Source organism: Flavobacterium sp. EDS (genome assembly GCF_020991525.1).
Classification (GTDB): domain Bacteria; phylum Bacteroidota; class Bacteroidia; order Flavobacteriales; family Flavobacteriaceae; genus Flavobacterium.
Window position 1 is genome coordinate 85,134 of record NZ_JAJMOZ010000007.1, and the last position, 14,352, is coordinate 99,485.

A 14,352-nucleotide genomic window follows, 5' to 3' on the forward strand; every position below is an offset into this window, starting at 1 on the left:
TACATTTCAGTTATATTTTTGATCTTCGTTTGGAGAAAAAAGCCACTAAGGTTTTATAATTTTAGGTTTCTCAATGACTACTACTTTTTTGGTGACTCTAAATTCATTGGTAATTATTCTATCCATAGGCTCTTTGTTTTTACCTTTGGCTCCGTGTGATATATTTACTTCATCTACAATTATGCCGTCAATATAATTAATGCCTAAGCTATCAAATCGAATAGAATACAAAGGAATGCTTTTGTAATGTTCAGCTGTAAAGGTATCGGTTGTTATTTTTTTTAAATGTTCATCCGTATAATTTATATTTTTAGTTTTCACAAAATAATAATCAATATATCTATATTTTTTTTCATTACTTAAACTAGTATCTATACTGTCTAAATCATTTTTATAATTTATTTTTCCATTATAAAGTTCATTAAGAAATACAGTATCAGGGAAAACTATATTAATTTCATGATTAATAATTTTATTATTCCCTGCTGTCTTTTTTTCTTTATTACAAGAAATTAGTATTAAAGATATTACGATTAAAAAAAATGCTGTCTTTTTCATTGTTTATAATAATCTAGTTTCTTTTGAAGTTCACGGTTATTCGCATCTCTTTCTTGTGTAGCTTTTTTATAAGCTCTACTATTCATCTGTTCAATATTGCCTTTTTGAGAAGGTTCTACAGCTGTATCTTTTACTTTCTTTTCATGAACTTGAGAATGGTTTCCTCCAAATACATCTGTAGCACTGTAATTATATAATGACATTATAATCATTTCTGGATCAGTAGAATTTGTATTTTTAGGAGCTGATGATTGCTTGTTTGGAGCGCCATATTTTAATCGAAGTTCAAATTCTAAAAGCCAGGGAATCATCATTGATGGATTTGGAAATAATTTCCCTAATAAGTAACCTAAATCAAAAGCGGTATTTAAATCATGTCCCGGGGAAGGAATTGATCCCGAACCTCTATCATTTCTTAAATTTCCACTTCCTGCAACGGCATCTCCACCAAAACCAAAAACTCTTATACCATCGCTTTTAACTATTCTTCCAATTAAATTTGTAACTACAATTTCACTTAACTGAGTAGCTTTAGTCCAGCTACCATCTCTATTTCCTCGATAAATTGTATTGTCATTGCTATCAAAATATAACTCTCCTTCAGTTGCACTTCTTTTGGGACCAATAGAAAAGAAATTATCACGAGAAGAAAAAATAGAATCATAACGACTTTTAGTTTTTCTAGCTTCCAGCATCTTTCCTAAAAAATCTTTTCTTTCCTGTATATCATCTTTCATAAATTCGTTTTTATCAAATGGATTTCTTTTTGATTGTCTAAACATACTAAAAAGTGTTAGTTTGTATTAATTTAAGGATTTGTAGCTGTCATAAAGTATTCGAGCATGAGAAAATAATATTTACGATAAATATATTACAATTTTACTAATAAATACAATTGTAAGGTTTTTATATGTGAATAAAAATAAATATTATAAAATTTGTAATCTATTATTTATGCGAAACTGTAAGTGTAAAAAAACCGAAGCTTAATAAAAACTTCGGTTTTCTATAAATATATCTTCCGTAAAATTATTTTTTCGCTCAATAACTTCTTTAAAAGAGCAACTTTTTCTTTTTCAGTAAGAACTATTCGTATAGTTTTAATACTTTATCAAACGGATTAAAAGTATAATTTTTCTGATGATTATTGATTTTTATAGTAGAATTGCGTAATCTTGACATGAAAAAATCCGAAGCGATTTGGCTTAATAAATCATAAAATGCATAATTCAGTTTTTAAATTAGTTACCATTAAAGAAGTTAAAGAAATCTATCCTTTTTTGGTTGAGCGAGAAGGGTTTGATTATTTTGAGGAATGGGATAATGAGGATTTCTTTCTTGTAGCAAATCAAGATGTCAATTTTGAAGGTAACTTTTTTTTAGACCTTTATGAGGATAAAGAAAAGAAATGGTTGTGCAAATTATTAAATCTACCGTTAAAAGGGATTGATACGTTAAGAATTGAAGGTGTTTTAATAAATGGAAATTTCTCTACAAACGGAACTATAATAAATGCAGAAGGAGATTATGGACCCTATGTTTTTATTGTAGGTAATGTTAATTGCCAAAGCATGTTATTAGGCGGTTCTTATGTTGAAATAAAAGGCAATGTTAGGGCTCAGGAAGTTGTGATGACTTCCTATAATCACGGTAATTTTAAATGTGATGGTGTAATTGAAGCTCCTGTATTTATAGTCGAAGATCATTATACAACATTTGCGGAGCGTAAAAATAGCCTGTTTTATTATAATGACAGAGCGGATGATTTTGATACTGAAAACGAATGTGAATACGATGAAGTTTCTGGGGAGGACATTATCTCGATAGAATTGCGAAAACATCTTGATAATTCTTTAATAGAAACTTTTGAAGAATTAAAACGGGAATTAGAATTTGGAGAATTGATTTTAAAACAAAATAATCCTCCTGCAAAAACGTATGAATATTGGCGCGGTCGTGTTTTATCAAATTATAGAGATCTTAAATTGGTTCCGAAAGAATTTAAAACCGAGGAGCTTTGTAATCTGGCGTTAAATATTACCTATCACGCTTTGCCATTTATTGATAAGAGTTTGATAACTTTTGAATTCTGCGATAAATTAATTGGCAAAGATGGTTTTGCAATTCAAGTTATTCCGGATGAATTTATGACTAAAGAACTTTGTTTTAATGCCTCTGAAAATGGAACAATGTTAAGATTAATTCCAGAAGAATATTATTCTGAAGAATTGATTCTGTTAGTTTTTAAGAATGCAAAACATCAACCAGATATTAATGATGTTCCTTCGGAGTTTATTACTGAAAGTTTACTCAAAGAATATGTGAAAATTGGAAAAGGATTATGGCTTGATAAGGCTTGTAAAGAAAATGTAATAGATAAATTATCTATCTTGAAACAAGTAATCGATTCAGGGATAGAGTATTTAGATACTGTTTTCGGGAATCATTTTAGTAAAGAAATCGTTGATTATGCTTTTTCCGTTTATGGCATTGGAAATAAAGAGGAGTGGAGTAAATATGTTCAAAAACACAAGGTTAAATTTGAGCGTTTAGAGTTGAATGAATATTTGTAAAATTATTATATAGTTAAATCAGAATACCAGAAAGTAAGATCTGGTTTTTGATTATAAAGGAATACGTGGATTCAAAGATAAAATGCATGAGATGCTTTTTTTATTAATTTATTAAAGTATAAAAAATAATATGACATACTCAAAAGGAATAGTAGTTCAGTCTCGAAGGAGTGTGAATATTGGGGTTTCTGACGATGAGATTCCTAATTCAAGTTATTTGTCAGATTTTGATTTAAGTTCAGTAAATGAAATTGTATTTGATTTAAAGGAATTAGTAAAAAGTGATGGAGGAGGATTTATTTGGGGGCAAGAATATATTATGATTGATTCAACACCTGAAATTTCATTTTGTGAAAATGATTTAGATAAGGAAGCTTTGCCAGACATTCCAACTATTTCATTATTAAATTTAATGATTGAAATCCAGAAAATGAAAACAGAATATCAAAATCCTGATAACCTTAAAAAAATAATTGGAGAAGTTTTTACCATTGTAAAGTCAGATCCAGACAATCATAGAAGATGGCCAGAATCGGATAAGAGTTTTGCGGTCACGATAGATGGTATTTACATAACACTGGCGCTAATGCCTGAAGATTTTTATTTGACAGTAGAGGATTATGTAAATCAGCTACAGACTAACTTTTACTAGCTTTTTTTGGAACAAGTAATGAATTTGCCGGTAGTAAAATTATGGAATCAAAAAATAAAATTAGAGAAACGAGATTTCCAAATATTCGATAAAAACATTTCGAACTCAAATAATTTAATAAATTGCAGTAAATAATATTTCAAATAAAAATAGATTGAAAAAGCATTTAAAATATCTGATTTATCTCTTTCTGGCTTTTGTCGTGATTGCAGGTGATGGTGCTTTGGAATTTCAATCAAAATCAGCCGATTATTATCAGTCTTTATTAATTAATGTAGGCAGAGAATTAAATTTTAAAGACTCTGGTTTATACGTTTTCAATCAAGTAAAATCTCTAGGGAAAACTTACTTTTTAATTCCTTTAAGATATGTTGAGTTTTCAGTCGTTTTTAGCCTTCAAGTCGCGATTGTTTTAGCGGAACATCAGTTTCTGTGTCAGAATATAAGTTCATTTATAACTCAGTCTATTTTTATAAATGAAATAATAACTTCCAATATCCCTTATTAAAAGTTTATACAACGCTTAGTGAATTTTTCTAGGCATTTATGCTATTCTAGGCATAATGATGATAAAAAAAAGTCTAATCATTTATCATTTACAAAATGTATAAACGTAATAATAAAATACGCTTAGAGCAATCTAGGCAACTAATACTTTGGATAAAAAGAAAAATAATATTAATCATTACTGCATTCGTGCTCGGAATGGCAAACGGAATGAATGTACACGATGAAGCTCTTAAAGGGAATCAAAATTACACAGAACAACATAAAAAAGATTGATTTGTTGGTTAACCGCAAAGGGTGCAAGGTTTGTTTGTGTAATGCCTGATAAGCGCAAAGTTCGCAAAGCTTAGCGAACTTAGCGTAAAACTTTGTGCTCTTTGCGGTTAGATTTAAAAAAGTAATATAAAAAAACCGAAGCTTAAAAGACTTCGGTTTTTGAATAATTTAATCAACCCATTTATAATATCTTGCCCCAATTAAATTAGGGATTTCTTTTTCGATTCTATCTAAAACCCATTCGTTTTTAGGAGTTCGGATGCTTTGTTTTTGTTCTTTTTTGTGAAGCTTTTCATAAGTTTCAAAATCAATTTCGGTGCTTTTTTCTAAAGTCTCAAAAAGTTTGGTTTCAGTAAGAGCCGATTGCCATTCGGGCTGAATTGTTCCTTCGAAAACTTTTGATTTAGAACCGCTTCCGTAAGCAAGAAACCCAAATTTGGTTCCTGATATTTCTGTTTTGGTATCGTAAAAATGAGCCAAAGTCGATAATAGTCCCATAAAAATAGAACCTGTGTAAAGGTTACCTATTAATGACGAAGCTAATTCTGCAGGTTGCAATTTCTCAGTTACAAATGTTTTGTATGCATCTGATTTTCCAACTTCTTTGATTTTGTTTTGATAATCAGCGGGTTCAATATTCTCTGCAATAATTTTTTCTGTACTGTCTAAAGCATATATTTCTGATAACATTCTTCTTCCTTGAAAAGAGTAGGGAAGGTGCATGATAATGCTACTCCAAGTATTGTATAAAGTTTCTGTAGCGTTCTTTAGTTTCTTGAATGAAAAGTACGCGTTGCGAGTGCGATCCATATAACACTGATTAGAGTATTGTCCGTCAAAAACGGGTTGATCTTTATGAATCTCAATCTCAGTTTCTAAATTATCAAACCAAGATTCGTTGTTTTTGTTTTGTGTAATTGTTTCTTTTGAAAGACTTCTGTATGGTTTGAAAAAGTCAAAAACACCTTTTGTACTTGTTGCCCAATTTTCATCGAAAGCAATAATTCTAGGGTTTGAAGTTACTAACATTGCTAGTGCTCCAGCCCCTTGAGTATATTCTCCAGTTGAATTTAAATCGTATTTAGCAAAATCGGTCGTAACGACAATTGCTTTTTTTGTTGGGTTTAGTTTAATAAAGTCAATGCAGTTTTGTAAAGCATCAACACCTCCGATACAAGCAAAAGTAAAATCGACAACATCACATTCAGATAAAGTGTCTTCACCAAATTTTTGTTCCATTAATGCAATCAAAAAAGAACTTATAGGTTTCGAACTATCAATTGCGCTTTCGGTTCCAACGTAAATTCGACTTATTTCATTTAAGTTTATTTGGTTTTCAGTAATTAGTTTTGTTAGTGCATTTGCGCCAAAAACGACTGTATCTTGATAAGTGTCTGGGAGGGTCATTTTGATTAAACCCAAGCCTTTTTCTAATTTTTCGGGTTCGATATTTCTGGCTGTAGCCAAAATTTTTATGGGCAAATGTATGTTGGCTACATCAAAAGAAATAGCATCAATTCCTGTTTTCATTCTGGTTTTTTTGAGGCGATAAAGGTAAAATTAAGCTTTCAGACTTTGGTTATTTTAAATAGATAAAATTCGGGTTTAGGACACTTTTGAGGAAAATAAATTAAAAAGCTGAAAAAAATAGCAATTTGGTAATTACATAAAAAGCAAGAATTATCTATACTGTAATTCTTTTCAAACTTATTTTGTTGTTTTTAAATTAATTGCAAAGAAGTCTGCGAAAACTCTTTAAAATCATTATAAATAACAACGAAATGGTTGTAGTTCATTAGTATTTAAGTTATTTTTGTATAATTTTTTAAAACAAACTACTTAAACTCTTATGGCACAATCTGCACTATTGAATGCTTCCATCTTAAAGAAAGTGGCTATGGCTCTTTCGGGAATATTCTTAATCACGTTTTTAGCGCTGCATGTTTCCTTAAATTTTATTTCTATTATAAGTATAGATGTCTTTAACGAGGCTTCTCACTTTATGGGATACAATCCGCTGATTCAATATGTAATGCAACCTGTTTTGGCAATCGGTGTAATTTTCCATTTTGTAATGGGATTTGTATTGACACTTCAAAACAGCGCGGCAAGACCAATTGCATATGCAAAATACAACGGAGCTGCTAATGCTTCATGGACTTCTAGAAATATGATTATTTCTGGAGCTGTTATTTTAGCATTTTTAGTATTGCATTTTTACGATTTTTGGTTTCCTGAAGTTACCTATAAATATATAGTAGGTACAGCACCAGATGCTACAAGGTATTATGGAGAATTAGTTCATAAATTTCATGATCCAATTCGTACAGGATTGTATTGTATTTCTTTTGTGTTGTTAGGTTTCCACCTTTGGCACGGATTCAGTTCTTCACTTCAGTCAATGGGGATGAACAATAAGTACTCTAGATCTTTAAGTAGATTCGGTTATGGATTTGCGGTAGTAGTTCCTGCCCTTTTCGTAATAATCGCATTATTTCATCATTTCAATAATTAATATAAATTATAATGGCATTAGATTCAAAAATTCCACACGGCCCAATTTCGGACAAATGGACAGATTATAAAGATCATATTAATTTAGTAAACCCTGCTAACAAACGTAACTTAGATGTTATTGTTGTTGGAACTGGTTTAGCTGGAGGTTCTGCTGCTGCGACTCTTGCTGAATTAGGGTATAACGTAAAAGCTTTTTGTTTTCAAGATTCACCACGTCGTGCGCACTCAATTGCAGCACAAGGGGGAATTAATGCAGCAAAAAACTATCAAGGAGATGGAGATTCAGTTTTCCGTTTGTTTTATGATACAGTAAAAGGGGGTGACTACCGTGCGCGTGAAGCAAACGTTCATCGTCTTGCCGAAGTTTCGGCTAATATTATCGACCAATGTGTGGCTCAAGGAGTTCCATTGGCTCGTGAATACGGTGGTTTATTAGATAACCGTTCTTTTGGAGGAACTTTGGTTTCTAGAACTTTTTATGCAAAAGGACAAACCGGACAACAATTATTATTAGGAGCATATTCTGCAATGAACCGTCAAATCGGTCGTGGAAAAATCAAAATGTACAACCGTCACGAAATGCTAGATTTAGTTATTGTAGACGGAAAAGCAAGAGGTATTATTGCTCGTAACTTAATTACAGGAGAAATCGAAAGACACTCAGCTCACGCTGTTGTTATTGGTTCAGGTGGTTACGGAAACGTATTTTTCTTATCGACAAATGCGATGGGAAGTAATGCTACTGCAGCTTGGAAAATTCACAAAAAAGGAGCGTTTTTTGCAAATCCTTGTTACACACAAATTCACCCAACATGTATTCCAGTTTCTGGAGATCACCAGTCAAAATTGACTTTGATGTCTGAATCTTTACGTAATGATGGTCGTATTTGGGTGCCTGCAAAATTAGAAGATGCAAAAGCTATCCGTGAAGGAAAGAAAAAACCAACAGATTTATCTGAAGAGGAAAGAGATTATTACTTAGAAAGAAGATACCCTTCATTTGGAAATTTAGTTCCTCGTGACGTTGCATCTCGTGCTGCTAAAGAGCGTTGTGATGCAGGTTTTGGAGTAAATAAAACAGGTGAGGCTGTTTACCTTGATTTTGCTGCAGCAATACAGCGTTATGGTAAAGAACAAGCTTATGTTAAAGGTTTAGATGCTAATGATAAGAACCTGGTTATTAAATTAGGAACTGAAGTAGTTGAAAATAAATACGGAAACTTATTCCAAATGTATTTAAAAATCGTTGACGAAAACCCATACATAACACCAATGATGATTTATCCTGCGGTTCACTATACAATGGGTGGAACTTGGGTTGATTATAATTTAATGACTACAATTCCTGGATGTTTCTCTATTGGAGAGTCTAACTTCTCTGATCACGGAGCAAACAGATTAGGAGCTTCTGCTTTAATGCAAGGTTTAGCAGATGGATATTTTGTATTACCATACACTATCGGAGATTATTTGTCACCAGATATCAAGATGGGACCTATTTCTACAGATTTACCAGAATTCGTAGAAGCTGAGAAAGCTGTAAAAGACCAAATCGAGAAATTCCTTAACAATAACGGTACACATTCTGTTGACCATTTCCATAAGAAATTAGGGAAAATTATGTGGGATAAAGTTGGTATGGCTCGTAACGCTAAAGGATTAAATGAAGCTATTGTAGAAATTGCTGCTTTACGTGAAGAATTTTACAGAGATGTAAAAGTACCAGGAAAAGCGAATGAGTTTAATCAAGAATTAGAGAAAGCGACACGTGTTGCCGATTTCTTGGAGCTAGGTGAATTGTTTGCGAAAGATGCTTTACACAGAAATGAATCTTGTGGAGGTCACTTCCGTGAAGAATACCAATCAGCAGATGGAGAAGCACAACGTGATGATGAAAACTTTGCTTATGTAGCAGCTTGGGAGTACAAAGGAAAACCTAGCGATGCAGTATTGCATAAAGAAGAATTAGTTTTCGATAATATTAAATTGGTAACTCGTAGTTATAAATAGCAATTAGTTAAAAGACAAAAGTCTCAAAGTCAAATGACTGAATGTTAATTGACTTTCGACTTTCGACTTTATGACTTTCAAACTAAAAAAGTATGAAACTTACATTAAAAATATGGCGTCAGAAAAACGCTGAAGATAAAGGTGGAATCGTAGATTACCCAATCGACGGTATTGAACCAGATATGTCTTTCCTTGAAATGCTAGATGTTCTTAACGAGCAATTAATCAATAAAGGAGAAGAGCCAGTTGCATTTGATCATGATTGTCGCGAAGGAATTTGCGGAATGTGTTCATTATTTATTAACGGAGAGGCGCATGGACCAGATAGAGGTGTAACAACTTGTCAATTGCACATGCGTATGTTTAAAGATGGAGATACGATTTTTATCGAGCCATTTAGAGCAAAGGCTTTTCCAGTAATTAAAGATTTAGTTGTTGATAGAACTTCTTTTGATAGAATTCAACACGCTGGAGGATTTATCTCTGTAAATACATCAGGAAATACGATTGATGCAAATACAATTCCGATTAACAAACATGATGCAGATATGGCTTTTGATGCTGCTACCTGTATTGGTTGTGGAGCTTGTGTTGCAACTTGTAAAAACTCATCAGCAATGTTATTCGTTTCTGCTAAAGTGTCTCAATATGCTTTATTGCCACAAGGTCGTATCGAAGCTACGGATCGTGTTTTGAACATGGTTCACCAAATGGATGCTGAAGGTTTTGGTAACTGTACCAATACTGGAGCTTGCGAAGTAGAATGTCCTAAAGGAATTTCTCTTGAAAATATTGCACGTATGAACCGTGAGTATTTATCAGCAAGTTTAAAAGGATAATCTGAAATAAAATTCAATTTAGTTTTTATAAAAAACGCATTTGCCTTGGCAAATGCGTTTTTTTGTTATACTTATTATTCGTAATATAATTGAGAGGCACTTATTTCTTGTTTTTCTTTGCCTTCTTGACGGATGAAGCACTGTAAAGCAGAACTTCCAGCTGCATCGAAATAGCTGATGTTTATTTTGTGAAATCCTTTTTCGAGTTTTGCTGCTCCGAAAGCTTCATTGATCCAATGTCTTCCGTCGTTATCAACAATAAGTTGGTTATCGATAAATAATTTGGCACCATCATCTACAATAGTAGAAAATTCATATTGTGCTGTTTCTGGAATATAGATATAGCCGTCAAACTTTAAGCCCATATACAGATTCTCTTTTGATTTGTATTTTTTCATCTCGATTACGCCTTGATGTATTCCAGACTTAGTAAATTTTATGGTGTCTAGTTCTAGTGTTTGTTGCACGAGTTTATTTGTGTAAGAATATTTCAATCCATTTTTTGTTGGCTTAATAGTTAATGCAGGCTGGATTTCTGAATTTTTAACGGAAATTGTGGTGACAGAACTTCTTCTTCCGCTTGGACTTATTTGTACTACTTTTATATTTCTAAATTCTCCTTTTGGGATGTAAATAGTAACTGGTTTTTTGTAATTACTAGCAGTTTCATCAGGGTTGTAGCCATCAATGGTATAGAAAATTTGCCCATTTTTAATAGTCGGTTGCATCTCCAGTATATATTTGGAAGCTATAACAGCAGTATCTTGAATTCCAAATGGAGTAGGGACTTTGTATAGTCTTTTCTGAGATTCTAATTTTTCTATATGATGTGGAAATCTTTTTAGCATTAAATTAGAGTAATTTTTATTCTTTGTTTCTGTCCAGGCAATTTCTGCAAATGGAAATAATCTAGGGTAAAGCATATAGTTTAGCTTAGATGGACTTGTAACATATTCAGACCAAATATTAGCTTGAACACCATAAATGTATTTTTGTTGCTCGATAGTTAAGCTATCTACTGGTGTGGGATTGTAATTGTACACTTCGTGAACGGTAGTTAAACGTCCTACAGATAATGGCTCTTGTAATGAATATCCTTGATTATGGTCAAAATAAACATAATCCTCGGGTGTCATGATTACTTTGTGCTTTTCTCTTGCTGCTGCTATTCCGCCAGATTCTCCTCTCCATGACATAACTGTAGCATTAGGAGCGAGGCCACCTTCTAGGATTTCATCCCATCCAAAGATTTGTCTTCCATTTGCATTAAGGTATTTCTCCATACGTTTTATGAAGTAACTTTGAAGTTCATGTTCGTTTTTTAGACCTAGTTCTTTTATTCTCTTTTGACAATTTGGACATTTTTCCCATCTTGATTTTGGGCATTCATCTCCACCAATATGGATGTATTCGCTAGGAAAAAGTGTCATTACCTCCTTTAGAACATCTTCTAAGAAAACAAAAGTCTCTTCCTTACCTGCGCAAAAAACATCTTCAAATACGCCCCAAGACTCAATTACTTTTAAGTCTGATGAAGGGAAACAGGCTAAATTTGGATAAGCAGCAACAGCAGCAGATGCATGTCCTGGCATTTCAATTTCTGGAATTACGTTTACAAAATGATCTTCAGCAAATTTTACAACTTCTTTAATTTCTTCTTGTGTATAATATCCTCCGTATGGAATATTGTCAAAAAATCTTGGAAATCTTTCAAACTTATTTCCAACAAGTGTTTGTGCTCTTTTAGAACCAATTTCTGTGAGCTTTGGGTATTTTTTTATTTCAATTCTCCATCCTTGGTCATCAGTTAAGTGCCAATGAAAATTATTTAGTTTGTAATAGGACATTTGGGCAATGAAATCTTTTATGACTTCTGTAGAAAAAAAGTGTCGGCAAACATCTAGATGTAAACCTCTGTATTGATATCGGGGTTGGTCTATAATTTCAACGGTTGGTAGTTTTATCTGGGAATTAACGGTTGGATTATTTGGTAAGAGTTGAAGTAAACTTTGTACGGCATAAAATAAACCTTGTTCTTGACCTGTAACAAAAATCCCTTTTGGGGTAATATTTATTTTATAGGCTTCCTTGTTTGTTTTTATTGAAGCTGGTTCTGTTGTAAATTGAACTAGAATGGCAGCTTTATTTTTTGGTGCGTTTTTGTTTATAACAGATTCAAAAATTTGAGCTGTTTTAAGTTCTTTAGGTGTGTACTTGTTGTTTTTAAAAACAATTTTTATTTGACCTTTTATAGTAATGCTATCGCCCGTTTCCTTGTAGAAATTTGGTGCTGGAATGATGGTGGAATTATTTAATGACTCTTGGGCATTTCCTAAAGAATAGCATAGTATTAAAATGAATAAGAGGTTTTTTTTCATGTTTGGGTTTTGATTGGTTAAAAACAAATTTAAAGTTTATAATGGGATTAGTTGATTTTTGTGCAAAAAAATTGCATTGTGTGTTTTGGTATTTAATATATTGTAAATGATAATATTGTGTTGTTTTATTGTTCTATTTTTATTTTGGTTAGCAATATTATTGCATTATTTGCTTATTTTTGTTCTAATAAATAGAATCTTATGAATGATAATGAATTGGTCAATTATACCAAGGAAGAAAGAAAAGCTCATATTTTAAAAGAGATTAATTTGCATACCCGAGTGAGTTTTGACACACTTTCTAATCGGTTGTTTGTTTCAGAAGATACTATACGAAGAGATATAAATGAACTTGAGTCTGAGTCATTATTGATAAAAGTAAAAGGTGGGGCTATGACAAAAGCATACCATCATTCTTCGGCATCACAAACTTATGCGGGTGAATCTAAGCAAATTATCGGAAAAAAAGCAGTTGATTTACTTCATGACGGGATGGTTTTATTACTTGGTGGAGGAACGACTATTAGAGAGTTCATACGATTAATTCCTAATGATTTGAATCTTACTATTTTTACTGTCACTGTTTTGTCTGCTGTGGAACTTTTGGACAAACCAAATGTTAAAGCCATTATGATTGGAGGAAGTATTTCTCCTTATAGTCAAATGTGTGTTAGTGGAGATGTATATCATCAGTTGTCAAGTATTAAGGTTGATTTATTAATTTTAGGGACAAATGCGCTAGATGTTGAAGGTGGTTTTTCAGATTCAGATTGGGATACTGTTCAAGTTAAAAAGGCAATGATTCAATCTTCTCGAAAAACGGCTATACTTACTATATCAGAAAAATTAGATACTGTTTTAAAGATGAAAATCGCGAGTTTATCTGAGGTTGATTATGTTATAACTGAGATAAATCCGGATGATGAAAAATTAAAACTATATAAGCAGGCCGTTCCGAGTTTGATTTTAATTTAAGACTAATTTTTCAATAAGAAGTCGATCCAGTTTTGGTGGAATATTTTTTTTAAATCTTCCTCTGTATAACCATGACTTCTAAAAATGAAAACTAGTTTTTGTAAATCGGCTATAGTGTTTAAGTCATATGGTGTTTGCTCTGTGCCAAATGCCCCATCTAGATCTGACCCTATACCAATATGATTTGCATTTCCTGCTAGTTGACAAATGTGATCCATGTGTTTAAATACAGTTTCTAGATTGCATTGTGTGCTTAATGGAGTAGAAACACCTCTTTGCCAGTTAGGAACTAACATCCATGCATCTAACGCTCCTCCAATCACAGCTCCTCTAGAAATAAGCTCGTTGATTTGATCGTCGCTATATTGCCTGTTGTGATCTACCAAGCTTCGGCAATTATTATGGCTTGCCCAGATAGGACCATTAAAATTTTCTAATGCTTGCCAAAATGCATCATCACATAAATGAGTTGCATCAAGGATAATATTTAAGCGCTCCATTTCTTTAAGCAATTCGATTCCGTTTGCTCCCATTTTTCCAGTTGAATCTGTCCCGTTGGCATAGCGACCCGGGCCATAATGTGCAGGCCCAATAGCTCTTAATCCATAATTATATGCTTTTTCAACATATGAAATGTCGATAATAGAATCTGCTCCTTCTAGGCTTAGTATATATCCGATAGGTTTCTTATCATTTGGAGTTCCATCATTCCATAATTCAATTTGTTTTTGAAGAGATTTCTTATCAGTAATAGAGAATAATTCTCCTTCTTCTTCCATAGTTTTGTACCATGCAAGTTGTGCTTGAGTTTGCGCCCAAGCTTGTTGTGGAGAGTTCCATCCAGGGATTTTACTATCGGGTTTAACAAATCTTGCAATCTGAGTAGCTACAACAATACCAATGTTTCCTTTTCTTAAGTCAGGAAACGAAACGGTAGCTTTTTCTCTATCAGGTTTGTCATTCATTCCTTTTTCTAGATGGCGTAATGTGGCTACATCATTTCTTAAATCTCTGTTCCATTCCATAGCATTCATGCTTAGGTCAAGGTGTGCGTCAAATATGAACAT

13 protein-coding genes are annotated in these 14,352 nt (G+C 32.6%); 8 read left to right on the forward strand and 5 right to left on the reverse strand.

The genetic code is table 11. From position 1 onward, the window contains the following. Window positions 1-45: 45 nt before the first annotated feature. Together LPB87_RS11745 and LPB87_RS11750 are read right to left on the reverse strand one after the other, a co-directional pair. A complete protein-coding gene (locus LPB87_RS11745; protein WP_129540577.1) occupies window positions 46-558 on the reverse strand; it encodes a hypothetical protein in 513 nt (170 codons plus the stop codon). Next, window positions 555-1,340: a hypothetical protein gene (locus tag LPB87_RS11750; RefSeq protein ID WP_230728022.1), complete on the reverse strand. Its 786-nt coding sequence runs from the start codon at window positions 1,338-1,340 to the stop codon at window positions 555-557. The genes LPB87_RS11745 and LPB87_RS11750 overlap by 4 nt, the downstream gene beginning before the upstream one ends. 438 nt (window positions 1,341-1,778) lie before the next feature. Between LPB87_RS11750 and LPB87_RS11755 the strand changes: the two genes are divergently transcribed. The 4 genes from LPB87_RS11755 (at window position 1,779) to LPB87_RS11770 (ending at window position 4,566) form a co-directional block, all read left to right on the forward strand. Continuing rightward, window positions 1,779-3,131, forward strand: coding sequence for a polymer-forming cytoskeletal protein (locus tag LPB87_RS11755; protein ID WP_230728023.1), 1,353 nt, complete (start codon window positions 1,779-1,781; stop codon window positions 3,129-3,131). 130 nt (window positions 3,132-3,261) lie between these two features. Then, window positions 3,262-3,783: a hypothetical protein gene (locus LPB87_RS11760; RefSeq protein WP_230728024.1), complete on the forward strand. Its 522-nt coding sequence runs from the start codon at window positions 3,262-3,264 to the stop codon at window positions 3,781-3,783. A gap of 154 nt (window positions 3,784-3,937) precedes the next feature. Further along, the gene (locus tag LPB87_RS11765) at window positions 3,938-4,291 is read left to right on the forward strand and encodes a hypothetical protein (protein ID WP_230728025.1); all 354 of its coding nucleotides are present in this window, start codon (window positions 3,938-3,940) and stop codon (window positions 4,289-4,291) included. Between the two features lie 95 nt (window positions 4,292-4,386). Continuing rightward, window positions 4,387-4,566: a hypothetical protein gene (locus tag LPB87_RS11770; RefSeq protein ID WP_230728026.1), complete on the forward strand. Its 180-nt coding sequence runs from the start codon at window positions 4,387-4,389 to the stop codon at window positions 4,564-4,566. Window positions 4,567-4,734: 168 nt separating this feature from the next. On the opposite strand, the gene LPB87_RS11775 is transcribed toward LPB87_RS11770, so the two are convergent. After that, window positions 4,735-6,096, reverse strand: a complete 1,362-nt coding sequence (locus tag LPB87_RS11775) for a hydroxymethylglutaryl-CoA synthase (protein WP_230728027.1) — start codon at window positions 6,094-6,096, stop codon at window positions 4,735-4,737. Window positions 6,097-6,415: 319 nt separating this feature from the next. On the opposite strand from LPB87_RS11775, the gene LPB87_RS11780 reads away from it, so the two are divergent. The 3 genes from LPB87_RS11780 to LPB87_RS11790 all read left to right on the forward strand — a co-directional run bounded on the left by LPB87_RS11780 (window position 6,416) and on the right by LPB87_RS11790 (window position 9,932). After that, window positions 6,416-7,081, forward strand: a complete 666-nt coding sequence (locus tag LPB87_RS11780; protein WP_129540583.1) for a succinate dehydrogenase cytochrome b subunit — start codon at window positions 6,416-6,418, stop codon at window positions 7,079-7,081. An 11-nt stretch (window positions 7,082-7,092) separates the two neighbouring features. Further along, on the forward strand, window positions 7,093-9,093 hold the full coding sequence (locus LPB87_RS11785) for a fumarate reductase/succinate dehydrogenase flavoprotein subunit (protein ID WP_129540584.1): 2,001 nt from the start codon (window positions 7,093-7,095) through the stop codon (window positions 9,091-9,093). A 92-nt stretch (window positions 9,094-9,185) separates the two neighbouring features. Further along, window positions 9,186-9,932 (forward strand): succinate dehydrogenase/fumarate reductase iron-sulfur subunit, encoded by a 747-nt coding sequence (locus LPB87_RS11790; RefSeq protein WP_129540585.1) that lies wholly within the window; start codon window positions 9,186-9,188, stop codon window positions 9,930-9,932. A gap of 74 nt (window positions 9,933-10,006) precedes the next feature. On the opposite strand, the gene LPB87_RS11795 is transcribed toward LPB87_RS11790, so the two are convergent. Beyond that, complete coding sequence (locus LPB87_RS11795) at window positions 10,007-12,310, reverse strand: family 20 glycosylhydrolase (protein WP_230728028.1); 2,304 nt, start codon at window positions 12,308-12,310, stop codon at window positions 10,007-10,009. A 201-nt stretch (window positions 12,311-12,511) separates the two neighbouring features. On the opposite strand from LPB87_RS11795, the gene LPB87_RS11800 reads away from it, so the two are divergent. Then, complete coding sequence (locus LPB87_RS11800) at window positions 12,512-13,285, forward strand: DeoR/GlpR family DNA-binding transcription regulator (RefSeq protein WP_230728029.1); 774 nt, start codon at window positions 12,512-12,514, stop codon at window positions 13,283-13,285. Between the two features lie 2 nt (window positions 13,286-13,287). Here the strand turns inward: LPB87_RS11800 and LPB87_RS11805 are convergent, their stop codons facing one another. After that, the gene (locus LPB87_RS11805) at window positions 13,288-14,352 is read right to left on the reverse strand and encodes a membrane dipeptidase (RefSeq protein ID WP_230728030.1); all 1,065 of its coding nucleotides are present in this window, start codon (window positions 14,350-14,352) and stop codon (window positions 13,288-13,290) included.

Bases quoted from the DNA above. Each gene is read 5' to 3' on its own strand.
- LPB87_RS11745 (WP_129540577.1), bottom strand. From the start codon at position 558: ATGAAAAAGACAGCATTTTTTTTAATCGTAATATCTTTAATACTAATT.
- LPB87_RS11750 (WP_230728022.1), bottom strand. From the start codon at position 1,340: ATGTTTAGACAATCAAAAAGAAATCCATTTGATAAAAACGAATTTATG.
- LPB87_RS11755 (WP_230728023.1), top strand. From the start codon at position 1,779: ATGCATAATTCAGTTTTTAAATTAGTTACCATTAAAGAAGTTAAAGAA.
- LPB87_RS11760 (WP_230728024.1), top strand. From the start codon at position 3,262: ATGACATACTCAAAAGGAATAGTAGTTCAGTCTCGAAGGAGTGTGAAT.
- LPB87_RS11770 (WP_230728026.1), top strand. From the start codon at position 4,387: ATGTATAAACGTAATAATAAAATACGCTTAGAGCAATCTAGGCAACTA.
- LPB87_RS11775 (WP_230728027.1), bottom strand. From the start codon at position 6,096: ATGAAAACAGGAATTGATGCTATTTCTTTTGATGTAGCCAACATACAT.
- LPB87_RS11780 (WP_129540583.1), top strand. From the start codon at position 6,416: ATGGCACAATCTGCACTATTGAATGCTTCCATCTTAAAGAAAGTGGCT.
- LPB87_RS11785 (WP_129540584.1), top strand. From the start codon at position 7,093: ATGGCATTAGATTCAAAAATTCCACACGGCCCAATTTCGGACAAATGG.
- LPB87_RS11790 (WP_129540585.1), top strand. From the start codon at position 9,186: ATGAAACTTACATTAAAAATATGGCGTCAGAAAAACGCTGAAGATAAA.
- LPB87_RS11795 (WP_230728028.1), bottom strand. From the start codon at position 12,310: ATGAAAAAAAACCTCTTATTCATTTTAATACTATGCTATTCTTTAGGA.
- LPB87_RS11800 (WP_230728029.1), top strand. From the start codon at position 12,512: ATGAATGATAATGAATTGGTCAATTATACCAAGGAAGAAAGAAAAGCT.
- LPB87_RS11805 (WP_230728030.1), bottom strand. From the start codon at position 14,352: ATGTTCATATTTGACGCACACCTTGACCTAAGCATGAATGCTATGGAA.